Here is a 25662-nt window from a genome sequence, read left to right as displayed (position 1 = left end):
ATGTCGAGGTGCGGAGGCGTCAGAAGATCATGCCGATGACCTCGCCGAGCAGGTCCAGGCCGGCGAGCTGCGCCATGGCGATGATGATCGCGTAGGCGAGGATCGTCGCCAGCGGCACCCACACCATGAGCCGCCCGGCGCGCTCACGTGCTGCGGCGGAGCGCCCGAGGGTGCCGTTGCGCACGAGATGGACGGCGGTCGCGAAGAACGTCGGGATCGTCACGGCCCAGGTGGCCATGCACCACGGGCACAGGGTGTGCAGGCTGTAGATGCTCTGACCGATCAGCCAGCACACGAAGATGAACGCGCTGAGCACGCCGACGCCGAACAGGGCCCAGAACCAGCGCGGGAACCGTACGCCGGCGAGGAGGGCGACACCCATCACGAGCACCGCCATCCAGGCTGTGACGCCGATCAGCGGGTTGGGGAAGCCGAACACCGAGCCCTGCCACGACCCCAGGTTCTTGTCGCACTGCAGCATGACGCTCACGTAGCAGCTCGTCGTCTCGCCCGGATTCTCGAGCACGTAGAACTTCTCGATCGTGAGCTGGAAAGCCGCCCACCAGCCGAGAATCGCGGCGACGATGAGCCAGATTCCGTAGCCGACATGGCGGGTGCGCGCGGTGGTCATGGCGTGATTATCCCAGCGGCGGCTATGCGGCTCGGGTGAAACGCGGCACGCGAGTCGCACGCGGTGCGGTCGTCGGCGTGCGGTAGTGCGATAATGACTGAAGACGACGTCGCGCTCAACCGCGATCGAATCGACAAGACTTCGGGGTCCTGTGCCCCAGGCGGTCGTGCCGCAGAGCCGACCACCAGCCGATCGAGTTCGCGGCCGCTGTTTCGCCGCACGAGTTTTCGCGGCGCACGCAGTGCCCGCGCAGGGAGCTAGCCAGAGATGGCCGATGAGAAGAACGATGACAACAAGCCCACCTTCGACGAGACGCCGGCGCAGCCGGTAGTCGAGGACGCCCCGGGCGCGGAGACGGGTCAGCCCGTGGCCGCGGAACCGGATGCCGTGGAGCAGCCCGCCGCGGACGAGCAGACCGCTGAGCAGCCGAGTGATGAGGCCTCCGGGACCTCGGCCGAGCCGCAGACCCCGGCCGAGCCGGAAGCCCCGGTCGAGTCCGAGACCCCGGTCGAGTCCGAGACCCCGGCCGAGCCGGAGGCTCCGAAGCCCGTCACGGCGGTGGGCCTGGGACTGCTGCCCGAGGTGTTCGTCTCGAAGGTGTCCACGCAGCTGCACTTCTACGCACCCGAGATCGTCCCGCTGCCCGCCCGCAGCAGCCGCGACGACGACGAGGGCGACGACCGCGAGAGCGCGTTCCGTCGAGGCCGTGGCCGCCGCCGCGGCGACGCTGACGAGACACGCGACGAGCCGCGTCAGCGCCAGCGTCAGGTCGAGTACATCACCGAGCCGAAGGCGATCAAGGGCTCCACCCGCCTGGAGGCCAAGAAGCAGCGTCGTCGTGACGGCCGCGACGCCGGTCGCCGCCGCCCGGTGGTGACCGAGGCCGAGTTCCTCGCCCGCCGCGAGTCCGTCGACCGCATGATGGTCGTGCGCGCCAAGAACGGACGCACGCAGATCGGGGTGCTCGAGGACCAGGTTCTCGTCGAGCACTACGTGGCCCGCAACCAGGACGCCTCGCTGATCGGCAACGTCTACCTCGGCCGCGTGCAGAACGTGCTGCCCAGTATGGAGGCGGCCTTCGTCGACATCGGCCGCGGACGCAATGCGGTCCTCTACTCCGGCGAGGTCGACTGGGACGGTGTCGAGACCGGCAACCAGCCCCGTCGCATCGAGCTGGCGCTCAAGGCCGGCGACCGCGTGCTCGTGCAGGTCACGAAGGACCCGGTCGGCCACAAGGGCGCCCGTCTGACCAGCCAGATCTCGCTCCCCGGTCGTTACCTCGTGTACGTTCCGGGCGGCTCGATGAACGGCATCTCGCGGAAGCTCCCCGACAACGAGCGCGCCCGACTCAAGCGCATCCTCAAGGAGGTGCTGCCCGAGTCCTCCGGTGTGATCGTGCGCACGGCGGCTGAAGGCGCCACCGAAGAGCAGCTGACCCGCGACGTGCAGCGTCTCACCGCGCAGTGGGAGCACATTCAGAAGCAGGTGCAGACGCAGCAGGCTCCGGCGCTGCTGCACGCCGAGCCCGATCTGCTCGTCAAGATCGTCCGCGACGTCTTCAACGAGGACTTCACCCGGATGACGATTCAGGGTGATGACGCGCAGAAGACCATCCGCGCGTACCTCGAGAGCGTCGCCCCCGACCTGCTCGAGCGCGTCGAGACCTACACCGACGACGTGGACCCCTTCGATGCGTACCGCATCACCGAGCAGATCGAGAAGGCGCTCGACCGCAAGGTCTGGCTGCCCTCGGGAGGCTCGCTCGTGATCGACCGCACCGAGGCGATGACCGTCGTCGACGTGAACACCGGCAAGTTCGTCGGCTCAGGGGGAAACCTCGAGGAGACCGTCACCAAGAACAACCTCGAGGCCGCTGAGGAGATCGTCCGCCAGCTGCGCCTGCGCGACATCGGCGGCATCATCGTCGTCGACTTCATCGACATGGTGCTCGAGTCGAACCGCGACCTCGTGCTGCGCCGTCTGGTGGAGTGCCTGAGCCGTGACCGCACGAAGCACCAGGTCGCCGAGGTGACCTCGCTCGGACTCGTGCAGATGACCCGCAAGAAGCTCGGCCTCGGCCTTCTCGAGACCTTCAGCGAGGCGTGCGACGTCTGCGCCGGCCGCGGCGTGATCGTGCATCACGACCCCGTCGTCAAGCACCGCAGCAGCAGCAGCGGATCGAACGGCGGCGGGCAGAACCGCCGTTCGCGCGGCGGCTCGCAGCAGCAGTCCGCCCCCGCCGCGGAGAAGCAGCAGTCCGTCAACGGCGGCACGCACAGCATCACCGAGGTCGCCAAGTCGGCCCTGGCTGCGATCGCCGCCTCGACCATCGTCGTGAACGACGAGGCCGCACAGGATCAGCCGGCTGCCGAGCCGCAGGCGACGCCGGATGCCGGTCAGAACGAGCGTCCGAAGAAGCGCAAGAAGCGCGGAGGCGATCGCAAGGGCGCTCCGAAGACGCAGACCGAGCAGCTGCTCGACTCGGTGCTCGACGCGCTGCCCGAGCCGAAGGCGCCCGGTCAGGGCCGCAATCGGCGTCGGGTCACGACCGCCATGCTGACCCCGAACTCCTCGTCGGACGGATCAGCGCCGGTCGCGGGCTCGGACTCGGAGTCCTGACCGGATCAGCGCCGGTCGCGGGCTCGAACTCGCAGCCCTGACAGGATAAGTCTTCTGGTGAGCTCCTTGCCGCCCACGTGCACCGCACCGGCGGCGAGGAGTCCTGGCAGCGCGTCCTCGGGAACGTCGTAGTGGTCGCGGTCGAAGGCGCGGCGCGGGATGCCCTGCTGCGCAGCGAACGCGTGCAGCTCCGCGAGGTTCGCGTCGCTGACGAGATGCGCCCACAGCCTGCCGTGCGCAGGCCAGATGGCGTCGTCGACGAGAACGGTCATGCCGAGATCCTAGTGACGCGCGCCGAACCTCGCTTTGCGGCATCGGCGATGATCCGGTAAAGTTGTCCTTTGGTGCGAGACCCCTGACGGCTTTGCCGATCGCAGGAGAAGTCTTGCGTCCGCATCCGTCGCCCCGCGCGATGTACGCAAGCAAAAGTCTTCCCGTGAGATTCCCGGAGCGATCCGCTCCCCAACGAAACAGGTATGAAGTGGTTTACGCAGTAGTGCGCGCCGGTGGCCGGCAGGAGAAGGTCGAGGTCGGCACGATCGTTCAGCTCGACCGTGTTCAGGCTGCCCAGGGCGCGAACATCGAGCTTCCCGCCGTGCTTCTCGTCGACGGTGCCTCTGTGACCACCGACGCCGACAAGCTGGCGCAGGTCAAGGTCACGGCTGAGGTGCTCGGCAACCTCCGCGGACCGAAGATCGTCATCCAGAAGTTCAAGAACAAGACCGGCTACAAGAAGCGCCAGGGCCACCGCCAGGAGCTCACGCGCGTCAAGATCACCGGCATCAAGTAAGCACGGAAGAGGACAGGACATGGCACATAAGAAGGGCGCGAGCTCGACCCGCAACGGTCGTGACTCCAACGCACAGCGACTCGGCGTGAAGCGCTTCGGCGGTCAGGCCGTCAACGCCGGCGAGATCCTCGTCCGTCAGCGCGGCACGCACTTCCACCCCGGCGCAGGCGTCGGCCGTGGCGGCGACGACACGCTGTTCGCTCTCGAGGCGGGCGCTGTCGAGTTCGGCACCAAGGGCGGCCGCAAGGTCGTCAACATCGTCGCAGCCGCTCAGTAAGAGCAGCAGACTTCCTGGACGGGGCGGGCTTCGGCTCGCCCCGTCTTCGTATCCCGGCCCTTCGGCGGGCTCAGGGACCCAGTTCAAGGAGTGACATGGTCACGTTCGTCGACACCGTCACGCTGCACCTCCGCGCCGGAAGGGGCGGCAACGGCTGCGTCTCGGTCCACCGCGAGAAGTTCAAGCCGCTCGGCGGTCCCGACGGCGGCAAGGGCGGTGATGGCGGAGACATCATCCTCGTCGCCGACCCGCAGGTGACGACGCTGCTGTCGTACCACCACTCGCCGCACCGCGCCGGCGGAAACGGCGGCTTCGGCATGGGCGACCATCGCTCCGGATACGACGGCGAGTCGCTCGAGCTCCCCGTGCCCCTCGGCACGGTGGTGAAGAGCGTCGACGGCGACGTGCTGCACGACATGATCATCCCCGGCGAGAAGTACGTGGTCGCCGAGGGCGGCCGCGGCGGGCTCGGCAACGCGGCCCTCGCCTCGCCCAAGCGCAAGGCGCCCGGCTTCGCCCTGCTCGGCACGCCGGGCCAGGAGTGCTCGGTCGTGCTCGAGCTCAAGACCGTCGCTGATGTGGCCCTGGTCGGCTACCCGTCGGCCGGCAAGTCGAGCCTGATCGCTGCGCTGTCCGCGGCGCGTCCGAAGATCGCCGACTACCCGTTCACCACGCTGCACCCGAACCTCGGTGTGGTGCAGGCCGGTGACAGCCGCTACACGGTCGCCGATGTGCCCGGACTGATCGAGGGCGCCAGCGAGGGCAAGGGTCTCGGCCTCGAGTTCCTCCGACACGTCGAGCGCTGCAGCGCTCTGCTGCACGTGCTCGACTGCGCCACCCTCGAACCCGGGCGCGATCCGCTCTCCGACCTCGACGTGATCCTCGGAGAGCTCGCCGCCTATGAGGTGCCGGAGGGGCAGACGCCGCTGCTCGAGCGTCCGCAGCTCGTGGCACTGAACAAGGTCGATGTGCCCGAGGCTCGCGAGCTCGCCGAGATGGTGCGCCCCGACATCGAGGCACGTGGTTTCCGCGTCTTCGAGATCTCCACCGTCGCACGCGAGGGGCTGCGGCCGCTGAGCTTCGCACTGGCGGAAGTCGTCGACCAGCACCGTGCCGAGGCGGCTGTCGAGCTGCCGGCCGAGCGGGTGGTGATCCGGCCCAGGGGCGCCAAGGAGGAGTTCTCGATCCGCGTCGAGGGCGGCACCTACGGCAACGTCTACCGGGTGCTCGGCGAGAAGCCGGTGCGCTGGGTGCAGCAGACCGACTTCCAGAACGAGGAGGCCGTGGGCTACCTCGGCGACCGCCTCGAGCGGCTGGGTGTGGAGACCGCGCTGTTCAAGGCCGGCGCCGTCGCCGGCGCGACCGTCATGATCGGCACCGGCGACAACAGCGTCGTCTTCGACTGGGAGCCCTCGATTGCCTCGACGGCTGAGCTGATGAGCCCGCGCGGCACCGACATCCGCATCGGCGGCTCCAACCGCCGCACCACCGCAGAGCGTCGCGAGCAGTACCACGACATGATGGATGCCAGGGCTGCCGCCCGCGCGGATCTCGAGGAGAAGCGCCTCGCCTCCCGCGAGGACGAGGAGTGACCGCGGCCAGCCGCGCCGAGCTCGCCACCGCGAGCCGCATCGTCGTCAAGGTCGGATCCTCCTCGATCAGCGGGGAGTCGTCGTGGCGCATCCCGATGATCGTGCAGGCGCTGTCGTCGGCGCACCGCCGGGGTGCCGAGATCATCCTCGTCTCGTCGGGGGCGATCGCCACGGGCATCCCGTTCCTCGCTCTGGACTCGCGCCCGACCGATCTGGCGACCCAGCAGGCGGCGGCAGCCGTGGGGCAGAACGTGCTCGTCTTCCGGTATCAGGAGGCGCTGCGGCCGTTCGGCATCGTGGCCGCCCAGGTGCTGCTGACGACCGGCGACCTCGAGAACCCGACCTCGCGCAGCAATGCGCGACGGGCGATGGACCGGCTGCTGTCGCTGCGCATCCTGCCGATCGTCAACGAGAACGACACGGTCGCCACCCAGGAGATCCGCTTCGGCGACAACGACCGGCTCGCCGCGCTCGTCGCGCAGCTCATCGGCGCGGATGCCCTGGTGCTGCTCAGCGACGTCGAATCGCTGTACACGAAGCCGCCGACCGACCCGACGGCGGTGCCGATCGAGGAGATTCCGGCGGATGCCGATCTGAGCGGTCTCGAGTTCGGTGCATCCGTCGTGAACAGCGTCGGCACCGGGGGAGCGGCCACGAAGGTCTCCGCCGCGCGCATGGCCGCAGCGTCCGGCATCGGCGTGCTGGTGACCAGTGCCGACCTGGTCGGCAGAGCTCTCGAGGGGGAGCAGATCGGCACGTGGTTCGCGCCCTCGATCGCCCGCTGAACCGCCGGTGTCATGGCGGCCCTGGCCGCGTTCGTCCGTCGATACACTGACCGGATGAGCACAACCCTCGTCCCCGACGCCCCCGCGGACACCGCGCAGGATCGCCTCGTGCGCGCCAAGGAGGCCTCCCGGTCGATCGCGCGGCTGACCAGTGCCGACAAGGCGCATCTGCTCGAGGCGATCGCGACGGCCATCGAGTCGAGCACCGCGCGCATCGTCGACGCCAACGCCCTCGACATCGAGCGCGGGCGTGCGGGCGGCATCGGCGAGGCGCTCATCGACCGGCTGCGCCTGGATGAGCGGCGGGTCACTGCGCTGGCATCCGCCGTCCGCGATGTCGCGACCCTGCCCGACCCGATCGGGCAGGTGCTCGGCGGGCACCGGATGCCGAACGGCGTCGCCCTCGAGCAGGTGCGGGTTCCGTTCGGCGTCGTCGGCGCGATCTACGAGGCCCGGCCCAACGTGACGGTCGACATCGCCGCCCTCGCGCTGCGCGCCGGCAACGCTGTGGTGCTGCGCGGCGGCAGCGCTGCCCGGGAGTCGAACACGGTGCTCGTCGCGGTGATGCGCCAGGCGCTGGCGGATACTGGACACGACCCCGAGGCGATCCAGAGCGTGGACGACTTCGGTCGTGACGGTGCGAAGGCCATGATGCACGCGCGTGGCCTCATCGACGTGCTCGTGCCGCGCGGCAGCGCATCGCTCATCGAGACCGTCGTCACCGAATCGACCGTCCCGGTCATCGAGACGGGCGCCGGTGTGGTGCACATCGTGATCGACGAGTCGGCGCCGATGGACTGGGCGCGCGACATCGTGCTGAACGCCAAGGTGCAGCGCCCGAGCGTGTGCAATGCCGTCGAGACCGTGCTGGTGCACCGTCAGGCGGCTCCGCAGCTCATCCCGGTGATCGCCAGCGCGCTGCTGAGCGAGGGTGTGGCCATCCACGGCGACGACATGGTCGTAGGGCTCGTCGCAGGAACGATCCCCGCCACGGAGGACGACTGGGCGACGGAGTACCTGGGGCTGGAGATCGCGATCAAGGTCGTCGACGATCTGGATGAGGCGCTGGCCCACATCCGCCGGTACAGCACGGGGCACACCGAGTCGATCATCACCACCGACTCCCGCAACGCCGAGCGGTTCCTCGCCGAAGTCGATTCCGCCGTCGTTATGGTCAACGCCTCCACTCGCTTCACGGACGGGGCCGAGTTCGGGTTCGGTGCGGAGGTCGGGATCTCGACGCAGAAGCTGCACGCACGGGGCCCGATGGGCCTGGGCGAACTGACGAGCACGAAGTGGCTCGCGCGCGGGTCCGGCCAGGTCCGCGGGTGAGGACTAGAATGGACAGGCGTTTGCTTGCCAGGCCAGGAACGGAGTCAGGATGAACCTCATCGCACAGATCGCGATGGCCGCAGCCGAGACGGAGCACCACGGGAACGTGGCGGCTGAGACCGTCATCTTCGGCATCATCGCCGCGATCATCTTCGCCGCGATGGGCCTGGTGACGCTGTCTTTCCGCAACGTCGCCAACCGCCACGCGGCCAAGGCCGAGGCGTACGCCCTGAAACACGGCAAGGACGGCCACGGCCACTAGGACCGCATGCACCATTCCAGCGCTCGGGCACCGCGCATCGGCGTGATGGGTGGCACGTTCGACCCCATCCACCACGGTCACCTGGTCGCGGCGAGCGAGGTCGCGCACTCCTTCGGCCTCGACGAGGTCGTGTTCGTGCCGACCGGGCAGCCGTGGCAGAAGCAGCATGTCTCGCCCAGTGAGCACCGCTATCTGATGACGGTGATCGCGACGGCGTCGAACCCGGACTTCACCGTGAGTCGCGTCGACATCGACCGGGACGGGCCGACCTACACGATCGACACCCTGCGCGACCTGAAGTCGCAGCGTCCCGACGCCGAGCTCTTCTTCATCAGCGGCGCGGATGCCGTGGCGCAGATTCTCAGCTGGAGAGACCATGATGAACTGTGGGATCTCGCCCACTTCGTCGCCGTCTCACGGCCGGGCCACGTGCTGAGCACGGACGGACTGCCCACCGACGATGTGAGTCAGCTCGAAGTGCCGGCGCTGTCGATCTCGTCGACGAACTGCCGCGAGCGAGTCGCCGACGGCCAGCCGGTCTGGTACCTGGTGCCGGATGGCGTGGTCCAGTACATCGCGAAGCATCATCTGTATCGGAGCAAGGCATGAGCACTGAAAAGGACGGGCACACCCTCACGCGCAAGCAGCTGCGTGAGCTCCGCCTGACCGGCTCGACACCGGTCGTCAGCGGTGAGGAGGCGGCCGCCGCGCAGGCGGCGCAGACCCCGAAGCCGAGCGACGGGCCTGCGCAGACGGCGCCCGCCGAGCCCCAGTCAGCCGACACGATCGAACCAGCCCCAGCCGAGCCGAAGGCAGCCGACGCGTCGTCTTCGCAGGCGACGCCGTCCGCCGCTTCGGATGCCCCGCTCACGCGGCGCGCCGCACGCGCGCAGGAGCGTGGACGCACCGGTCCCGTCCCTGTCGTCCCGACCGAGCAGCACGACGCAGCCGATGAGCCGGTCGTGGAAGCGATCGTCGTGGAAGCCACGGTCGACGAAGAGCCCGTCGTCGAAGAGCTGGTGGTCGAAGAGCTGATCATCGACGTGCCCGTCACCGAAGCGCCCGTCGCCGAAGCGCCCGCTGTCGCGGCGTTCGATGCCGAGGAGAGCGTTCCGGCCTTCGCTCCGCAGCCGGCTCAGTCGACATCCTCCGATGCTCACCTCCCGAGCGCATCGCCCGCCGAGACCGGCGAGGAAGACGGCGCAGAGACGGATGCTGAGCCGGAGCGTCCGATGGTCGGAGCAGCGTTCGGCATCGGCGTCAAGAGGGCGCCGGCCGGCCCGGGCATCCCCACAGCATTCGACGACCTGCTCGAGACCGGATCGGCGGGTTCGCACAAGACCGCGAGCACGCTGATCTTCACACCTTCTCCCGGCGCTGGTTCGCTCTCGGGGCCGGTCGCCTCCACCGGCGAGCTGCTGATCACCGGCACCTATGCGCTGCCGGAGGGCATGGGCTCGCAGGGCCACGCACTCGGCACCACCGACGGCAAGGACATCGACGCCGTCCTCATCGACGGCGAGCTCGCGCCGTCGTCGTCGCCTACCCCCATCGCCGCCAGCTCGGCGATCAGCACCTCCAAGCCCGCCGGCGAGGTCATCCGTCCTCCCGTGCCCGACAAGGGCAACAAGCTCACTCTCACCCTCGCGATCGTCGCCGGGGGTCTCGCGCTCGCGCTGGCCGCAGCGTTGATCATCGCCTTCACCACAGGAGTCCTCGCTTGATGCAATCCCCCGAAACCGCCGCAGAGATGCTGCAGATCGCCGCTCGTGCGGCGGATGCGAAGGGCGGCGAGGACCTCATCGCCCTGAACGTCTCCGAGCCGCTGCCGCTGGTCGACATCTTCCTGCTGGTGACCGGAAACAGCGAGCGCAACGTCGCCGCCATCGCCGACGAGATCGAGGACCAGCTGCTCGAGGCGGGTCACCGTCGCGTGCGTCGGGAGGGTCGCGCCGAGTCGCGCTGGGTGCTGCTCGACTTCGGTGACCTCGTCGTGCACGTGTTCCACTCCGAGGAGCGCGTCTACTACGGCCTCGAGCGGCTCTGGAAGGACTGCCCGGTCGTCCCGATCGATCTTCCCGCCCCTGCCGCGGGGGAGTGAGCTCGCGGCGTCCGTGACCTCGACCGGCTCAGCAGCCTGAGCCGGGTCGAGATCCGGTCTGAGTCGCGTCAGCCGACCTGCTCGTCGCCTCCCCAGGCGCCGTCCGCGTCCTCGGCGCCGGATGCCAGGCGGTCGGCGTCGATGCTGTCGACCCCGTCGGCATCCGCGTCGGGGTCCAGTTCGAGCTCGCCATCCAACTCGCGGGTCGGAGTGTCCTGGTTCTCTTCGAGGTCCGGGTCTTCGGGCAGCATGTTCGGCGTGGGGTTCGACATGATCGCTCCTCTTCGTGGTGACGTCGTGCGGGTCGTGTCTGGCGAATCTAGCGCCGTCTGGTCTGCCGTCGGATCCGCTTGACGGCGCACCCCGCAGCGGCTAGAGGGGACGACACACCCGACCCTTCTCGCCGATTTGGCGGTCTCCCGCCGGTGCGTAGTATGCTGATCAGGTTGTCGAGTTCGGCAGCGAAGATGGGCCTGTGGCGCAGCTGGTAGCGCACCTGCATGGCATGCAGGGGGTCAGGGGTTCGAGTCCCCTCAGGTCCACCGACAAGAAGTCCCGCGAGAGATCGCGGGACTTCTTCCTTTCTCCGGTGCGGCTACGCGAAGACGCTGACCAGGTAGAGCACGAACAGTAGCAGGTGCGCAGCACCGTGCAGCGGGTTCACGCGCCGGGCGCTGAACGTCGCCAGCGTCAGCAGCAGGGTGAGACCCAGCAGCACGAGGTTCACCGGACTCTCGGCGAGCAACACGGTCTGACCGGTGATCAGGCCGATCGTCAGCACGGCAGGGATCGTCAGGCCTGCCGTCGAGACCAGGGCGCCGTGGCACAGATTGCTCACCCGCTGCATCTCGCCGCCAAGAGCCGCGCGCACCGTGGTGATGGTCTCGGGGAGGAACACGATCATCGCGATGAGGATGCCGGAGAGCGCCACCGGCGCGCCCAGACGGTCGAGGCCCTCATCGAGCAGAGTGGCCATGTCGTGCGAGAGCAGCACGATCGGCAGGGCCAGTGCGAGCAGCAGGAGCGCACGCGCGATGAGCTCAGGCCGGTGCTCGGTCAACACAGATCCGACCGATGCACGAGCGGCCGGTTCGCTGGCACCCGGTCCTGCGCCCACTTCCTGGAAATCCGCCTTCCGTGCGCCCATCTGCCGCAGCAGGAAGAACGCGTACAGCAGCACGACGAGCACGACCACCGTGACCGCGGCGGCCGGCGGGTATGCGCCTTCGTCGCCGAGGAGGGCAGGGAACGCGAACGCGACGGCGAGCAGCACGACCAGCGTGCCGAGGTAGGTGAGGACGCCGGTGCGGTTCGCTCGCCGGCCCGGGTGCCGCAGTCCGCCGACGACGAGCGCGACGCCGACCACGAGGTTCATGATGATCATCGACACGGCCATCACGGAGTCGCGGGCGATGGTCTGGTGCTGGCCGGGGCCGAGCATGACCGCGGAGATGAGGATCACCTCGATCGCCGCGATCGACAGGGTCAGCACGAGCGTTCCGTACGGGTCGCCGAGACGATGTGCGAGATGCTCCGCCTCCGTGACGACGCCGAAGGCGCACACCACGATGACTGCGACGATCGCGCCCAGGATCAGCCACAGCAGGGGCGTCGGCAGAGGAGCGTCGAGAAGAGGGACGAGTGCGAGCAGAGCGCCGAAGGATCCCCATCCGAGCAGGAGGCGCACGACGGCGGTGCGGGTCAGAACAGAGCGCAGGAGGGTGGAGCGGGTCACGGTGCGAACCGAATCTGCGGGGCCGTCCCCACCTGTGATCTCTCCGTCGGGTCGTCCCGGCGGTCGCGTCAGCACCAGGGTAGCAAGCAGGAACAACGACCGCTGCGCAGACGTTGGGCAGGGTGTGAGCATCCTCGAGAGCGTCGTGATCGGAGCGGGGCAGGGGGGCCTGTCGGCGTCGTACCACCTGCTGCGCCTCGGCATCGAGCACGTCGTCCTCGACGCGAACGCGCGACCCGGCGGTGCCTGGCAGCACCGGTGGGATGCCCTGACCATGCGCGATGTGCACCGCGTCGCGGAGCTGCCGGGAGACGACGCTCCCGTGCACGACCATGCGCGCGCGAACCTCGCCGTGCCGCAGACGTTCGCCGCCTACGAGCACAGCCATGAACTGCCCGTCATCCGTCCCGTGCACGTGGACGAGGTCTTCGATGACGAGGCCATCCTCGTCGTCCGCGCGGGAGAGCGCTCGTGGCGCACCCGCACGCTCATCAATGCCACCGGCACGTGGACGCAGCCCTTCGTGCCGCACTACCCGGGCATCGAGACCTTCGTCGGCCAGCAGCTGCACACCGTCGACTACCCGGGGCCGGAGCACTTCCGCGGCAAGCGGGTGCTCGTCGTCGGGGGCGGGGCATCGGCGGTGCAGTTCCTCGGCGCTCTCGCGCCGCTCACCGACGTGCTCTGGGCCACGAGGAAGCCACCGGTGTGGCGCACCGACGACTTCACGCCGGAGGCGGGCGCAGCAGCCGTCGCCCTGGTCGAACAGCGTGTCGCGCAGGGGCTGCCGCCGGAGAGCGTCGTCAGCGTCACCGGACTGATGCTGCGCCCGCAGGAGCGCGAAGCCGAGCGAGTCGGTGCTTACGCCGCGCGGCTGCCCATGTTCTCATCGATCGAGCCAGACGGCGTGCGCTGGGCGGACGGCTCGTTCGAGCGGGTCGACGTGATCCTCTGGGCGACCGGGTTCCGGCCGGCGATCGCGCATCTCGCGCCCCTGCACCTGCGCAGCCCGCAGGGCGGCATCCGGCTCGATCGCGACGGACGCGGGACGACGGCGGTCGCCGACCCGAGGATCCAGCTCGTCGGCTACGGACCGTCAGCCAGCACCATCGGAGCGAATCGAGCCGGGCGCACGGCGACGCGCGCGGTTCGCCGTCACCTCGCACAGCTGGCGGTCGGAGTCGCCGAGTAGCGTCGACACCATGCGTGCTCGAGCCATCCGTGTCGGCGCGGCCGGTGCCCTGACCGCCTGCCTGCTCGCCGCCTGCGCGCCCACCGCGCCCGCCGCCGCTCCCTCCGGCACCCGCCACGCGTCATCCAGCGCGCCCTCTCCCGAGGCCAGCCCGCCGCCCGATCCAGCAGTCGATGCCGTCGCGGGGATGAGCGTGACCGAGCAGGCTGCCAGTGTCGTGATGGGGCACGTCGCCGGCACCGATCCGGCGGCTCTGCGCGCCTACATGCAGTCGGCGCCGCAGGGCGCACCGTTGGGCGGATTCATCCTGATGGGCGCGAACATCGGCTCGGATGCCGCCCAGGTCAGTGCCGTCAGCGATGCGCTCACCCTCGACCCTGCGCTGCCGCCGCTGATCGCCATCGATGAGGAGGGCGGTGTCGTGACGCGCCTGCCGTGGGACACCCTGCCCGGCGGGCGGGGCGTGCACACCCTCGACGTGGCACAGACCGAGCAGGTGTTCGCGCAGCGTGCCGCCCTCATCGCCGGCACCGGTGCGAACGTGAACTTCGGGATCGTCGCCGACGTGCCGGCCGACGGCTCATCGTTCATCGCCTCCCGCGCACTGGGCACCGACCCCGATTCCGCTTCGTCGCGCGTGGTGGCTGCCGTCGACGGCGAGGAGGGAGTCGTGCTCTCGACGCTGAAGCACTTCCCGGGTCACGGCGCAGCGCCGGGCGACTCCCACCACAGCATTCCCGCGACGGCGATGACGCTGCAGCAGTGGCAGGCGGGCGACGCCCGACCCTTCATCGCCGGCATCGATGCCGGCGCCGAACTGCTCATGTTCGGCCACCTTGCGTACACAGCGGTCGATCCGGCCCCCGCGTCCCTGTCGGCACGCTGGCACGAGATCGCGCGGGACGAGCTCGGCTTCGACGGCGTCATGATCACGGATGATACGGGCATGCTCACCGGATCCGGCATCGCCGAGTATCAGGATCCCGTCGCGAACGCGGTGACGGCGCTGCAAGCGGGCAATGACATGGTGCTCATGGTCGCCGGTTCCACGGCCGAGACAGCACCGCAGATGGTGACCGGTATCGTCGCCGCCGTCGACGACGGGCGACTCAGCGCTGATCGTCTGCAGGACGCCGCCGTGCACGTCATGCGGCTGCGCATGCAGGTGGCGGGCCAGCACTAATCCCGGCCGGGTCACACGTCGGCAGCACGCGCCCGGTCGCTCAGCGCGCCGCGATGAGCGCCTGCGGGGCCGCCTGCTTGGCGCGAGTGCTGAGCCAGGCGATCTGCACCGACGTCTGATGCGAGCAGGTCTCGATGATCCCCAGCAGCTCCTCATCGCGCAGGGCCAGCGCCGCCTGTCGCACCAGGGTGTAGGTCATCTCGACCATGGACGCCATCAGGTACAGATCCTGCAGGTCGCGGAGCATGCCGAGCGGCCCCTCTCGCGACTCCGACATCTCGGCCGCGTGCAGACGCTCCGGCTCGTCGTCGGGCTGTTCGCCATACCGGTGGATCACCGGTCTCAGCAGACGCTCGTGCTCGTCGCACTGGTCAGCCAGTGTGTGGCAGAGCACGAAGATGTCCGGCTCGTCGCCGTGGGCGTCGGCGACCGTGCGGAACGACGATGCCAGGACGGCCTCCGCACGCTGCAGCATGCCCAGGTAGACGGGGAACTTCACGACCGGACCTCCTCATGCACCTCTGCCTCCGCACCGCCGCGGGTCGGGGGAGCGGATGCCGGGTCAGCCGGCCGCGACGCGGTGGTGGTCGGCGCGGGCGCCGGCCCGGTGGCATCCGCGACCCTGCGCACCTGCACCGCAGAGTTCTTGAACAGCGGCTGCTTCGACACCGGGTCCCACTCCGTCATCGTCAGCTCGTTCGCCATCGTGGGCGGCGAATCCGGCTGCTGCCCGGCGGCCTCCCTGTCCCAGTAGCCGTAATGGAAGGGGGCGAAGACGACGCCCTCCATCACATCGCCCAGCCGCGCCGGAACGACGATCTCGCCGCGACGGGAGCGCACACTGATGATGTCGCCCTCGGTGACGCCCAGCCGCTCGGCATCCGCCCGGGAGATCTCCGCCCAAGCCGAGGGAGCCGCGCGGCGCAGCTGCGAGCTGCGCCCGGTCTTCGTGCGGGTATGGAAGTGATAGGCCGTGCGTCCGTTGGTGAATCGCAGCGGGTACTCGTCATCCGGCTCCTCGGGCGTTGCGACATACGGCGCGGACTTGAGGATGGCGCGCCCGTTCACCTCGAGTGCGCGGTACTCCACGGGGCCGACGGTGGCACCGGTCAGCAGGTCGTGCCCATAGGTCTCGCAGCGGTCGGGGTGGGTGGGGAAGTGCGCATCCCCGTACAGACGCTTGGTGCCCTCCGGGTTGTCCTCGCTGCACGGCCATGGGATGCCGCTGCCGCCACGCAGCCGTTCGTAGCTGAGCCCGGTGTAGTCGCAGAGCTTGCCGCGGGTGCACTCGCGCCAGGCGTCGAAGGCATCCTCCGGCCCGCTCCAGTCCAGCAGCGCCCGGCCGTCCTCCCTGCGGAAGTCCATCCGCCGGGCGTAGTCGAGGAAGATGTCCAGATCGCTCCTCGCCTCCCCTGGAGGGTCGACAGCCTTGTCGGCCAGATGCACCGTCCGGTTGACGTTGGTGAAGGTGCCCTGCTTCTCACCCCATCCGGCTGCGGGCAGCACGACATCCGCGAAGCGCGCCGTCTCGGTGAGGTACAGATCCTGCACGACGAGGAACAGGTCGTCCTTGCCGAGGATGCGCCGGATGCGATCGGCCTCCGGCATCGACACCGCAGGGTTGGTGGCCGACACCCACAGCAGCTGGATGCTGCCCTGCTCGGCGTAGCGGAAGATCTGCATCGCGTGGGTCGGCGGCGACCAGTGCGGGATCTTGTCGGGGTGCACACCCCACAGCTGCGCGAGCTCGGCGATGTGGTCCGGGTTCTCCCAGTTGCGGAACCCCGGCAGGTCACCGTCGGCGCCGGTCTCTCTGGTGTTCTGCGCGGTCGGCTGCCCGTTCATCTGCAGGATGCCGTTGCCGGGCGTGCCGAGCTTGCCGCGCAGCAGGTGAAGATTGTTGACCTGACAGGACGCTGCCGTGGCCTGTGACGACTGGTAGAAGCCCTGCAGCACGGTCGAGAGGATGCGCTCGGTGGTGCCGAAGATCCGCGCGGCACTGCGGACATCGTCCGCCGCCACACCGCAGGTATCAGCGACCGCCTCCGGCGTCCACCGCTCCACGGTGTGGCGCAGCTCGTCGACGCCGATCGTGTGCGCGTCGATGTATTCCTCATCGATCCAGCCGTTCACGAACAGCTCGCGGATCAGGCCGTACATGAGCGCGAGGTTCGTGCCGGGCCGGACTGCCAGATGCACGTCGGCGTGGCGGGCGACCTCGGTGTCGCGCGGGTCGACGCATACGAGCAGGGGCCGGTCCGCTCCGGCGAGGCGATCCAGGACGCGCGCCCACAGGACGGTCTGCGTCTCGGCCATGTTGTGTCCGAAGAGGAAGATCGCATCGCACTCGTCGATGTCCTCGTAGCTGCCGGGCTGACCGTCCGATCCGAAGCTCTCCTTCATGGCGGCCGCCGAGGTAGCCGTGCACAGCCGGGTGTTGCCGTCCATGTGCGGGGTGCCCAGACCCGCCTTGCCGATGATGCCCAGCGCGTAGTACTCCTCGATGAAGAGCTGTCCCGAGGTGTAGAAGCCGTGGCTGAGCGGCCCGACCTCCTTCAGCAGGGCCTGACTGCGTTCGACGATGGCGCTCATCGCCGTCTCCCAGTCAGTGGGGACCAGCTCGCCGTCGCGTCGGATCAGCGGCTGAGTCAGCCGGTCGCGGGTGCGCACGCCCTGCCAGCTGCCGAACAGGCCCTTCGGGCCCAGCCGCCCGTGGTTGACCGCGTCGACCGCGCGTCCGCGGATGCCGACCATCTCGCCGTCCTTGACCGCGATGTCGCAGGCGCAGCCGTTGCTGCACAGCACGCAGGCCGCCTGCACCCAGCGCTCCACGTCGGCGTCGCTCACCCCGTCGGCGAGCTTCTGATCCACCCGCACCGGCCAGGCGTCTCCGCGTGCGAAGGGTGTTCGGGTGCCCCAGATGTCAGCGATGCGATCGACCATGCTGCTGGACCATACTCCGCGCGCACGGCTCCTCAGCGGGGGTTGACTCAGGCAGGGGCGGCGCGGAAGATCAGCGCGCGGCGGGGGAGCCGAGCGTCGCGCCCAGCCAGGCCCGCAGGATCCGCTCCCGCAGCGCGTTGCCGCGCTCGGCGAAGGCCCGCTGCCGGCGCACGTACTCGGACTTGCCCTCTGCGGTCTCGATGCGCACCGGCTGCACGCCCCAGTCGGAGAGGTCGTAGGGGGCCGCCTCCATGTCGAGGCGGCGGATGTCGGAGGCGAGCGCGAAGGCATCCAGCAGCAGCTCGCCCGGCACCAGCGGACCGAGCTTGACCGCCCACTTGTAAACATCCATGCCCGCGTGCAGGCAGCCGGGCTGCTCGAGATCGGCTTGACTGTCCCGGCTCAGCGGTATGCGGTTGCGCGGCACGGCGTCATCGGTGAAGAAGCGGAACGCGTCGAAGTGCGTGCACCGCAGGTCGCCGGCCTCGACCACCGCGTCCGTTCCCGCCCGGCCGAGACGCAGCGGCACGGCGTGGCGGTGCTCGTCAGCGCGGTAGACCATCGCCCACTCGTGCAGTCCGAAACATCCGAACTGTCCGGGGCGAGCGGCGGTGAGCCGCAGCATCCGCTCGACGAGCGATGCGAGCTGCGGCTTCTCGGCGCGGAACGCCGCCGCGTCGGGCTGGTACTCACCAGCGGCGCCGCCGGGGGAGTACCAGCGCCAGTCGGCTCGCTCCTCGGCATCCTGCAGCGTCACGCCGGCCCCCGGATGCCATCGCCGCAGCTGCGCGGGCTTGTACGAGTAGTAGGTGAACAGGAAGTCCTCGACCGGGTGCTTCTCGCCGCGCTGCTGCCTGTCCCGGTGCGCGGCCGTGAGCAGGTCGGCGCGCTCGGCGTGCGCCCGGGCGCGGGCGGTCCACTCGGCGCGGGTCAGAGAAGTGCGCGTCAGAGAAGTGCTGATCAGCGAGGTGCTCATGCCAGTGGGGCGCTCATTCGGCGAGGATGCCGACCTCGGCAAGGCGCTCACGCAGGCCGGCGCCGTCCTCGGCGCTCACCCACGGCACGCTGCCCTCCGCGTGCTCACCCGACGCGCGACCACCGGCGAGAACCGCCTCGGCCGGCAGCAGGCGACGGATCGCGACGGCGGCGACGGAGGAGGGATGCTCCTCGAGGAACTGCGAGTAGATCGCCTCGTCGTGCTGGCCGTCGTCGCCGATCAGCAGCCAGCGCACCTTGGGGAACTCCTCGGCGAGTCGGCGCAGGTTGCCGGTCTTGTGCGCCTGACCGCTGCGGAACCAGCGGTCGTGCGTGGGACCCCAGTCGGTGAGCAGCATCGCCCCTTCGGGGAACAGGTGACGGCTGAGGAAGCGCGTGAGCGTCGGTGCAACGTTCCACGCGCCGGTGGAGAGGTAGATCATCGGCGAGCCGGGGTTGTCGCGCCGCAGCTGCTCGAGCAGCACGGCCATGCCGGGCACCGGGGTGCGGGCGTGCTCGTCGACGACGAACGAGTTCCAGGCGGCGATGAACGGCCGCGGCAGCGCGGTGACCATCACGGTGTCGTCCACGTCGGAGACCACGCCGAAGTCGACGTCCTCATCGACGATGAAAGCGGTGGCGTCGACCGGCTTCTGCCCCTCGACCGACATCGAGAAGCTCTGCCACCCAGGCGGCAGATCCGCTTCGACGACGGTGTCGATCACGCCGCCGCGGTCGGCGACGACCGTGTGCGTGCGCCCGCCGATCTCGACGACGACCGAGGCGAAGCTGACCGGGATGCTGACGAACGAGCGCCACCCGCGCACACTGGCCTCTCCGCGGGTCTGCTTCAGCGGCGCCGGAACGATCAGTGCGCGGCCGACGACTCGCACCCAGCCGGCGCTGCTGCCGTATCCGGGGAACGGAACGGCCGTCGCCGAACGTCCCCGTCGGCGGGCGCGGCGCTCGCGCCAGACGTGGACGCGGTGTTCGAGTCGGGCGAACCAGTGGATCTTCGCCGGTGAGGCAGGAGACATCTGCTCCAGTCTTTCACGGTTCGCCTGCGCCGGTCACTGCCCTTTCTGCTGCTCGCCGCCTTCGGGCTCGCCGATACGGCGCATGTGCCGCTCCTCGCGCCGGGCCAGCAGCTTCTTCCCGCCGAGCAGCACCACGAGCAGCACGACGATCACCCCGACGAAGATGTACCCGGCATAGTGCACCCGCTCGGACAGCTCGGGGTAGCTGCCGGCCGCCGTGGCCGCCACACCCACGTACAGCGCCGCCCACAGCGCACACGCCGGCAGTGTCCAGGCGATGAACCGCCGATACGCGTACCCGCTCATGCCCACCGTCAGGGGAACGAGAGAGTGCAGCACGGGCAGGAAGCGGGAGAGGAAGATCGCCAGGCCGCCGCGGCGACGCAGATACCGCTCCGAGCGCTCCCAGTGCTGTTCGCCGATCCGGCGCCCGAGCCACGACGCGCGGATGTACGGACCCGCCCACGTGCCGAGCCAGAAGCCGATCGACTCGCCGATCAGCGCGCCGATGACCACGGTGACGCCGAGGGCGATGCCCTCCACCCAGCCGTCGACGCCGATCGCGGCGACGAGCACCACTGTGTCGCCCGGCACGACGAGCCCGATCAGAATGCTCGTCTCGAGCATGATCGCCACACCGGCGAGCACGGTGCGCAGCACCGGATCGACGGTCTGAACGGCCTCGATGACCCAGAGCACGATGTCGTTCACCCCATGAGCGTAAAGCCTGCGGGAGAGCCATACGCTGTGAAGGTGCCCGCACCTGTTCCGCTGATCGCCCGCGCCCTCGCGCGACCTGCGGGCACGCACCGTCCCGACGTGGCGGCTCTCTTCACGCACCTGTTCGGAGAGGCAGGTGAGGCCTTCTGGCTGGATGCCGGAGTGGACCCTCACGACGGCTGGAGCCTCATCGGCACGGGCGTCGTCGAAGACGATCCCGAGGCGGTGCGCGGCATCGATCTGAGTCGCCGGGGAGAGGCATCCGCGATCCCATTCCTCGGAGGCTGGGTGGGGTGGCTGCCTTACGAGCACGGAGCGGCGGCGAACGGCGCTCCGGTCGCGGACAGCGAGGCGTCGCCGACCTGGATCGCCGTCACGCGCGCCGTCGCCATCGACCACGCTGCGGGCGAGCTGTACGCTCTCGCCCCCGAGGCGGACGTCGAGGTGTGGACGAGAGCCGTGGATGACGCGCTCGCCGCGTCGCCGCTCGAGCCCGTCCGGCCAGCCTCAGCCTCCCAGACCGCAGCATCACGGCACACGGCCGTCGAGTACACCGCTCTCGTCGAGTCGTGCCGCCAGGCGATCCAGCGGGGCGATGCGTACCAGCTGTGCCTGACCACGCGGTTCACGGCCGCGCGTCCGGACGACCCGTTCGCCGTCTACCGACGGCTGCGCGCGGCGACGCCGGCGCATCACGGCGGCTACCTGCGGGTGGGGGAGCAGCACGTGCTCAGCGCCAGCCCCGAGCAGTTCCTCTCCACGCGCGACGCACGGGCGTCGACGAGCCCGATCAAGGGCACCCGACCGCGGGGCGTCACCCCCGACGATGACGTACGGCTCGCGGAAGAGCTGCGGACGGATGCCAAGGAGCGCGCCGAGAACGTCATGATCGTCGACCTCATGCGCAACGACCTCTCGCAGGTCGGCGTCCCGGGCACGGTCGAGGTGGAGCGCCTCTGGCAGGTGGAGACGTATCCTGCGGTGCATCAGCTGGTCAGCACGGTCAGCGTTCAGCTGCGCGACGGCGCCACCTTCGGCGACCTGTGCGACGCCGCGTTCCCGGCGGGGAGCATGACCGGCGCGCCGAAGCTGTCAGCGATGACGATCCTGCACGGTCTCGAGAAGGGGCCGCGCGGCATCTACGCCGGGTGCTTCGGCTATATGGGCCTCGATGGCCGAGCGGACCTCGCCATGGTCATCCGCACGATCGTGGTGGATGCTCACACAGCATCCGTCGGCGCCGGGGGCGGGATCACCTGGCTCTCCCGCCCCGACGCCGAGGTCGCGGAGGTTGCGACCAAGGCGCGCGCCCCGCTCGCGGCTCTCGGCGCGGCGCTTCCCGTGGACTGGGCCGCTCTCACGCCGTGAGGATCATCCGCGGGCCACGGCCTCGCTGACACCGGTCGGACCGTCGTACTCGCGGTCCTCGATGCCGTTCAGCGCATCGAGGACCGCGTCGTCGGCTCCGGACTCACGCGCGGAGGCGATGATGTCGTCCTTGCTCGCGGGGTAGTCGATGCCGCCGAGGAACTTCTGGATCTGGATGGGGTTGGGCTTGTCGCTCATGACTGCTTCCTTTCTCTTGCGCTCCCGGCCCGGGCGGGTCCGGAGACGTGACATCGGGGTCGAGGACGATCTCGCTCGCCTCTGCCCTGCGATCGACGATGGTCGTAGGCGCTTCGAGGTGCACCGCGCCGCTGGGCAGGATGCCGGCGCCGCCGAAGCGCTCCATGACGCGCCACTGGGCCACGACGTCCTCGCCGGCATGCTGCGCCGGCAGCTGCGGCCAGAAGTCGAAGCCGCCGACGACGAGCAGCGCGTCGCGCTCGAACAGCACGCATCCGCCGCACCAGGCGATGCGGTAGGCGAAGCGAGCATCGTCGTCCAGACCGAGCTCGGCGGCCTGGTGCGCCATGTTCGCGGCATTGTGCAGCGGCCAGCGCTCGAACCCAGGGCTGCCGCGGCGGATGGTCTCGGCTTCGACCAGGCCCCGCCAGCCGGCGAACTCCTGTCGCTCCTGCGGGCGCTCGTCATCGAGGTACGACAGGCCCTGCACGGCGTATCCGACCAGACCGCAGCCCCTCTCCGTCAGCGCCTCGTGCAGCCGCAGAAGGGCGCCGGGCTCGAGCCAGACGTCGTCGTCGAGGAAGAGCACGCGCGGCGCACTCGCCTGCTCGAGCAGGAACTGCCGCTGCTCGGCCATGCCCCGCCGCGGCAGGTGGTGATGCACCTGCACCGCACGGCCCTGCGCGCGCAGCACGCGGATCATGGCCTGCACCGCAGGGGCGTCGGTGCTGGCAGGACCGTGCGACTGATCGCTGATGACGACGCGGAAGGCGGGGTCGTCCTGCGCGGCCAGGCCGGCGAGGGCCACCGCGAGCTCGGCGCCGCGACCGGCGGTGGGGATCAGCACATCGACAGCGGCAGGAGGCGGATCCGCGTGCACGGCCCAGTGCGCGGCGCCGCGTCTGCTGCGGCGTCGTTCGGATGCTGTCGGATTCGTCATCAGTTCCGCTGAGCCGCGCGGATGCGGCCGATGATCTGCGTGGTGGAGTGATCGGAGACATAGTCGAGGATCTCGATGCGCCCGCCGACAGCGGCGACGTCCGGTGCCTCGGGGAGCATGCTGGGGGTGTAGTCGCCGCCCTTCGCGTAGACATCCGGACGGAGCCGCCGGATCAGGGCTCGCGGGGTGTCCTCCTCGAACACGGTCACGTAGTCCACGCACGCCAGTTCGGCCAGCAGCTGTGCTCTGTCGCCGGCGGGGTTGACCGGGCGGTCCGGTCCCTTCAGCCGGCGCACCGACTCATCCCCGTTGACGGCGACCACGAGCACGTCGCCCAGCTCGCGCGCCTGGCGGAGGTAACTCGTATGACCGCGGTGCAGCACGTCGAAGCATCCGTTCGTGAACACGATCCGCGCGCCGGCGGCGCGGTGCTCCTCCAGCCGCTCGAAGAGCTCATCGGCGTCGAGAGCCGCGCCGCTCGTGCGTGATGCCCAGGCGTCCAGCTGCTCGAGCGAGCAGGTGCACGTGCCGGGCGTGCGCACGGCGACATCCGCGGCCTGCTGCGCGAACTGCACCGCCTCGACCGCCGTCGAGCCGGCCGCCCTGGCCACGGTGAAGGCGGCGACGAAGACGTCGCCTGCGCCGGACGCCTGCTTCTCGGGGGTCGGATGCGCGTGGGTGCGATGCGCCTGGCCGCCCGCGTCGAGCAGCACTGCGCCGCTGCTGTCGAGGGTGACGATGGCCGCATCCGCCCCGGACGCCTCGAGGATGGCGGATGCGTGGACCCCGGCGGCCTCGGCGCGAGCCTCGCCCTCGCCGAGCGACATGCCCAGGAGCGTCTCGGTCTCGGCGCCGTTGGGCGTGATGACGTCCGGTGCGGTGGCGCGCCAGCGGCGCACGTCGTGCGCGTCCACGATGCGCACCGCCGGGCGCGGCATGCCGGCGAGAGCCTGCACGATCTCGTCGGTGAGGGTCGAGCCGTAGTCGCAGATCAGCTGGGCGTCGGCGTCTGCGCCGGCCTCGCGCACGTCATCAAGGAAGACCTGCAGCGCCGCCTCCGACCACGACGCGGGGCGCGTCTCGTCCACCCGCAGCAGCAGCTGGTCGCCCGCGCTCACCCGCACCTTGGTGATCGTGTGCTGCTCGGACACGGGCCGCAGCCGGCTCACGTCGACACCGGCATCCGCCAGTGCCTGGCGCACGTGGTCACCCGCGGCGTCGGCTCCCACGGAGCCGACCGCGCGCACTCGCGCACCCAGTCGTGCGGCGTTCAGTGCGGTGTTCGCCGCGCCTCCGGGGGCGGCGCGGCGCTCGTCGACGTCGACCACCGGAGCCGGGGCCTCCCGCGCGATGCGCTCGATCGCCCCGCTCCACCACTCGTCGAGCAGGAAGTCGCCGAGGACCGTCACCAGCGGACGCGCCGCGCCGATCCGTGCGATGTGCTCTGCCGTGCTCATGCCCGCACCGCCGCCTCGAAGTGGACGACCTTCGTGCGCGTCATCTCATCGAGAAGCTCGGGGCCGTACCCGTAACCGGAGCCGCTGCGTCCGCGGGGCTGGGCTGCGCCGCCCGGGGCGCCGCCGAACACGGCGTTGATCTTCACCGTGCCCACCGGCAGAACATCGGCCGCGCGCAGGGCGTGAGCGGTGTCGGCGGTGAGCACGGTCGCCGCGAGCCCGTGCTCGTCTCGCCGCGCGAGCTCGAGTGCCTCCTCGAAGTCGTCAACGGCGACCACCGCTGCCACCGGTCCGAACGTCTCCTCGTGCAGCACTCGCATCGCGGGCATGCAGTCGGCGAGGACGGTGGCCGGATAGTGGCTGCCCGGTCCCTCCGGAACCTGCCCGCCCGTGAGCAGGCGGGCTCCCTGCCTCACCGCATCGGCGACGTGCTCATGGACGTGCGCGCGCATCCGCTCATCGACGAGCGGTGCGAGGGCGTTCTCACCCCTCTGCAGCGCCTCCGCCTCGCGCACCAGCGCGGTGAGGAACGCATCCGCGATGCCGCGGTGCACGAAGATGCGCTCCACCGCCGTGCAGATCTGACCGCTGTTGGTGAACGCGCCGCGAGCGGCCTGCGCCGCAGCCCACGCTGCATCCACATCCTCATCGACGATGAGGGCGTCATTGCCGCCGTTCTCGCGAATGAGATGCGCGCCGGTGAGCGCGACCGAGCGGGCGATGCGCTCACCCGCCAGCGTCGAGCCGACATGCGCGACCACGGCCACATCCGGGCAGCTGACCAGCACCTCGCCGACCTCCGCCCCGCCCGTGAGCGTGCTCAGCACGCCCGGCGGCAGCGCCGGCTGCAGAATCTCGCCGAGCAGCGCTCCCAGATGCGGGCAGCGCTCACTGGGCTTGTGCACGACGGTGTTACCCGTCGCCAGCGCTGCCCCGATCAGGCCTGAGCTCACGGCGACCGGGTCGTTCCACGGCGTGACCACGGCGGCTACTCCGCGCGGCTCGGGGCGCATGACATCCAGTGCTTCGCCGGCGCCCAGCAGACTGCGGCCACGGTGCAGCGCGGCGAGCTCGGCCTGCTCGCGCAGCGTGCCGACGGCGGCGTGGATGCCGCCCAGCGCCTGCTCGCGCAGCCGCCCCGTCTCGCGCTGCTCGATGTCGGCCAGCTCCTCGGCGCGCTGCTCGAGCAGCGCGGCCGCCTGCCGCAGGGCCGCGCCGCGCTCAGCGGCGGGGGTGCGCGCCCACGTCGGAGCCGCATCGACCGCGGTGCGCACCGCGGCACGCACCTCCTCCGGATCCGCCGCGACGAGCGTGCCGACCAGCGAGCCGTCGCGCGGGTCGGTGATGGTGATCTCGGTATCCGTGCTGATCATCGTGTCGAACATCGTCGCAGCCTCTCGTCGCCAGGGTCGTTCTTCTCCGGTCACTCCCACCCCTACCCATCGCACGCGCGGTTCACACCTGCTGCCGCGAGGAGGTTTGCGGATCGATCAGTCCGGGGATGGGGAGGGAAGCGCCCTCGTGA

26 protein-coding genes and 1 tRNA gene are annotated in these 25662 nt (G+C 70.0%); 14 read left to right on the top strand and 13 right to left on the bottom strand.

Features of this window, described 5'->3' with window-relative positions:
• Positions 1–19 precede the first annotated feature (19 nt).
• Positions 20–631 (bottom strand): vitamin K epoxide reductase family protein, encoded by a 612-nt coding sequence (locus ACIPV2_RS06975; RefSeq protein WP_400839637.1) that lies wholly within the window; start codon positions 629–631, stop codon positions 20–22.
• Between the two features lie 267 nt (positions 632–898).
• Here ACIPV2_RS06975 and ACIPV2_RS06970 point away from each other — a divergent pair, with 267 nt between their 5' ends.
• Complete coding sequence (locus ACIPV2_RS06970) at positions 899–3250, top strand: Rne/Rng family ribonuclease (RefSeq protein WP_400839635.1); 2352 nt, start codon at positions 899–901, stop codon at positions 3248–3250.
• Between the two features lie 5 nt (positions 3251–3255).
• Here the strand turns inward: ACIPV2_RS06970 and ACIPV2_RS06965 are convergent, their stop codons facing one another.
• Entirely contained in the window at positions 3256–3522 is a 267-nt protein-coding gene (locus tag ACIPV2_RS06965; RefSeq protein WP_400839633.1) for a DUF4031 domain-containing protein, read from the bottom strand.
• 209 nt (positions 3523–3731) lie between these two features.
• Here ACIPV2_RS06965 and rplU point away from each other — a divergent pair, with 209 nt between their 5' ends.
• The 9 genes from rplU to rsfS all read left to right on the top strand — a co-directional run bounded on the left by rplU (position 3732) and on the right by rsfS (position 10389).
• Positions 3732–4040 carry a 50S ribosomal protein L21 gene (gene rplU, locus ACIPV2_RS06960; protein ID WP_101186809.1) on the top strand — a complete coding sequence of 103 codons (309 nt, stop codon included), beginning with the start codon at positions 3732–3734 and terminating at the stop codon, positions 4038–4040.
• A gap of 19 nt (positions 4041–4059) precedes the next feature.
• Positions 4060–4317: a 50S ribosomal protein L27 gene (gene rpmA / locus ACIPV2_RS06955; protein ID WP_101186808.1), complete on the top strand. Its 258-nt coding sequence runs from the start codon at positions 4060–4062 to the stop codon at positions 4315–4317.
• Between the two features lie 95 nt (positions 4318–4412).
• Positions 4413–5909 carry a GTPase ObgE gene (gene obgE, locus ACIPV2_RS06950; protein WP_400839630.1) on the top strand — a complete coding sequence of 499 codons (1497 nt, stop codon included), beginning with the start codon at positions 4413–4415 and terminating at the stop codon, positions 5907–5909.
• On the top strand, positions 5906–6694 hold the full coding sequence (proB, locus tag ACIPV2_RS06945) for a glutamate 5-kinase (RefSeq protein WP_400839628.1): 789 nt from the start codon (positions 5906–5908) through the stop codon (positions 6692–6694). The genes obgE and proB overlap by 4 nt, the downstream gene beginning before the upstream one ends.
• A gap of 54 nt (positions 6695–6748) precedes the next feature.
• Positions 6749–8026: a glutamate-5-semialdehyde dehydrogenase gene (locus ACIPV2_RS06940; RefSeq protein ID WP_400839626.1), complete on the top strand. Its 1278-nt coding sequence runs from the start codon at positions 6749–6751 to the stop codon at positions 8024–8026.
• Positions 8027–8075: 49 nt separating this feature from the next.
• The gene (locus tag ACIPV2_RS06935; protein WP_400839624.1) at positions 8076–8288 is read left to right on the top strand and encodes a hypothetical protein; all 213 of its coding nucleotides are present in this window, start codon (positions 8076–8078) and stop codon (positions 8286–8288) included.
• A 6-nt stretch (positions 8289–8294) separates the two neighbouring features.
• Positions 8295–8897 carry a nicotinate-nucleotide adenylyltransferase gene (nadD, locus tag ACIPV2_RS06930; RefSeq protein WP_101186804.1) on the top strand — a complete coding sequence of 201 codons (603 nt, stop codon included), beginning with the start codon at positions 8295–8297 and terminating at the stop codon, positions 8895–8897.
• Positions 8894–10012 (top strand): hypothetical protein, encoded by a 1119-nt coding sequence (locus ACIPV2_RS06925; protein ID WP_400839622.1) that lies wholly within the window; start codon positions 8894–8896, stop codon positions 10010–10012. The genes nadD and ACIPV2_RS06925 overlap by 4 nt, the downstream gene beginning before the upstream one ends.
• The gene (gene rsfS, locus ACIPV2_RS06920; protein ID WP_101186802.1) at positions 10012–10389 is read left to right on the top strand and encodes a ribosome silencing factor; all 378 of its coding nucleotides are present in this window, start codon (positions 10012–10014) and stop codon (positions 10387–10389) included. Before ACIPV2_RS06925 ends, rsfS begins: the two co-directional genes overlap by 1 nt.
• A gap of 68 nt (positions 10390–10457) precedes the next feature.
• Here the strand turns inward: rsfS and ACIPV2_RS06915 are convergent, their stop codons facing one another.
• Complete coding sequence (locus ACIPV2_RS06915; RefSeq protein WP_400839620.1) at positions 10458–10661, bottom strand: hypothetical protein; 204 nt, start codon at positions 10659–10661, stop codon at positions 10458–10460.
• A 197-nt stretch (positions 10662–10858) separates the two neighbouring features.
• Between ACIPV2_RS06915 and ACIPV2_RS06910 the strand changes: the two genes are divergently transcribed.
• Positions 10859–10931 (top strand) — tRNA-Ala (locus tag ACIPV2_RS06910).
• A gap of 53 nt (positions 10932–10984) precedes the next feature.
• Here the strand turns inward: ACIPV2_RS06910 and ACIPV2_RS06905 are convergent.
• Positions 10985–12124 carry a calcium:proton antiporter gene (locus ACIPV2_RS06905; protein ID WP_400839618.1) on the bottom strand — a complete coding sequence of 380 codons (1140 nt, stop codon included), beginning with the start codon at positions 12122–12124 and terminating at the stop codon, positions 10985–10987.
• Positions 12125–12248: 124 nt separating this feature from the next.
• On the opposite strand from ACIPV2_RS06905, the gene ACIPV2_RS06900 reads away from it, so the two are divergent.
• Together ACIPV2_RS06900 and ACIPV2_RS06895 are read left to right on the top strand one after the other, a co-directional pair.
• Complete coding sequence (locus ACIPV2_RS06900; protein WP_400839616.1) at positions 12249–13316, top strand: FAD-dependent oxidoreductase; 1068 nt, start codon at positions 12249–12251, stop codon at positions 13314–13316.
• A 10-nt stretch (positions 13317–13326) separates the two neighbouring features.
• Entirely contained in the window at positions 13327–14499 is a 1173-nt protein-coding gene (locus ACIPV2_RS06895) for a glycoside hydrolase family 3 N-terminal domain-containing protein (RefSeq protein ID WP_400839614.1), read from the top strand.
• A gap of 40 nt (positions 14500–14539) precedes the next feature.
• Here ACIPV2_RS06895 and ACIPV2_RS06890 read toward each other — a convergent pair whose 3' ends face one another.
• The 5 genes from ACIPV2_RS06890 to ACIPV2_RS06870 form a co-directional block, all read right to left on the bottom strand.
• Positions 14540–14998 (bottom strand): hypothetical protein, encoded by a 459-nt coding sequence (locus ACIPV2_RS06890; RefSeq protein ID WP_400839613.1) that lies wholly within the window; start codon positions 14996–14998, stop codon positions 14540–14542.
• Positions 14995–17442 carry a molybdopterin oxidoreductase family protein gene (locus tag ACIPV2_RS06885; RefSeq protein WP_400839612.1) on the bottom strand — a complete coding sequence of 816 codons (2448 nt, stop codon included), beginning with the start codon at positions 17440–17442 and terminating at the stop codon, positions 14995–14997. The genes ACIPV2_RS06890 and ACIPV2_RS06885 overlap by 4 nt, the downstream gene beginning before the upstream one ends.
• A 70-nt stretch (positions 17443–17512) precedes the next feature.
• On the bottom strand, positions 17513–18418 hold the full coding sequence (locus tag ACIPV2_RS06880) for a 3-methyladenine DNA glycosylase (protein WP_400839610.1): 906 nt from the start codon (positions 18416–18418) through the stop codon (positions 17513–17515).
• A gap of 13 nt (positions 18419–18431) precedes the next feature.
• Complete coding sequence (locus tag ACIPV2_RS06875; protein WP_101186795.1) at positions 18432–19454, bottom strand: App1 family protein; 1023 nt, start codon at positions 19452–19454, stop codon at positions 18432–18434.
• A 33-nt stretch (positions 19455–19487) separates the two neighbouring features.
• A complete protein-coding gene (locus ACIPV2_RS06870; RefSeq protein ID WP_400839608.1) occupies positions 19488–20165 on the bottom strand; it encodes a DedA family protein in 678 nt (225 codons plus the stop codon).
• A gap of 60 nt (positions 20166–20225) precedes the next feature.
• On the opposite strand from ACIPV2_RS06870, the gene pabB reads away from it, so the two are divergent.
• Entirely contained in the window at positions 20226–21542 is a 1317-nt protein-coding gene (gene pabB, locus ACIPV2_RS06865; RefSeq protein WP_400839953.1) for an aminodeoxychorismate synthase component I, read from the top strand.
• 3 nt (positions 21543–21545) lie between these two features.
• Here pabB and ACIPV2_RS06860 read toward each other — a convergent pair whose 3' ends face one another.
• From ACIPV2_RS06860 to ACIPV2_RS06845, 4 genes are read right to left on the bottom strand one after another with little or no spacing between them, the layout of a single operon-like run.
• Positions 21546–21740, bottom strand: coding sequence for a DUF2795 domain-containing protein (locus tag ACIPV2_RS06860; protein ID WP_101186793.1), 195 nt, complete (start codon positions 21738–21740; stop codon positions 21546–21548).
• Positions 21646–22680, bottom strand: a complete 1035-nt coding sequence (locus ACIPV2_RS06855; RefSeq protein WP_400839605.1) for a glycosyltransferase family 2 protein — start codon at positions 22678–22680, stop codon at positions 21646–21648. The genes ACIPV2_RS06860 and ACIPV2_RS06855 overlap by 95 nt, the downstream gene beginning before the upstream one ends.
• Positions 22680–24137 (bottom strand): D-glycero-beta-D-manno-heptose 1-phosphate adenylyltransferase, encoded by a 1458-nt coding sequence (gene rfaE2 / locus ACIPV2_RS06850; protein WP_400839604.1) that lies wholly within the window; start codon positions 24135–24137, stop codon positions 22680–22682. Before rfaE2 ends, ACIPV2_RS06855 begins: the two co-directional genes overlap by 1 nt.
• Positions 24134–25522 carry an aldehyde dehydrogenase family protein gene (locus ACIPV2_RS06845; RefSeq protein WP_400839602.1) on the bottom strand — a complete coding sequence of 463 codons (1389 nt, stop codon included), beginning with the start codon at positions 25520–25522 and terminating at the stop codon, positions 24134–24136. Before ACIPV2_RS06845 ends, rfaE2 begins: the two co-directional genes overlap by 4 nt.
• Positions 25523–25662: the final 140 nt, after the last annotated feature.

Source organism: Microbacterium sp. NPDC089987 (assembly GCF_044748505.1).
In the GTDB taxonomy this organism is placed as follows: domain Bacteria; phylum Actinomycetota; class Actinomycetes; order Actinomycetales; family Microbacteriaceae; genus Microbacterium.
The sequence above is the reverse complement of the archived record's forward strand: the minus strand, read 5'-3'. Positions and strand labels throughout refer to the sequence as shown.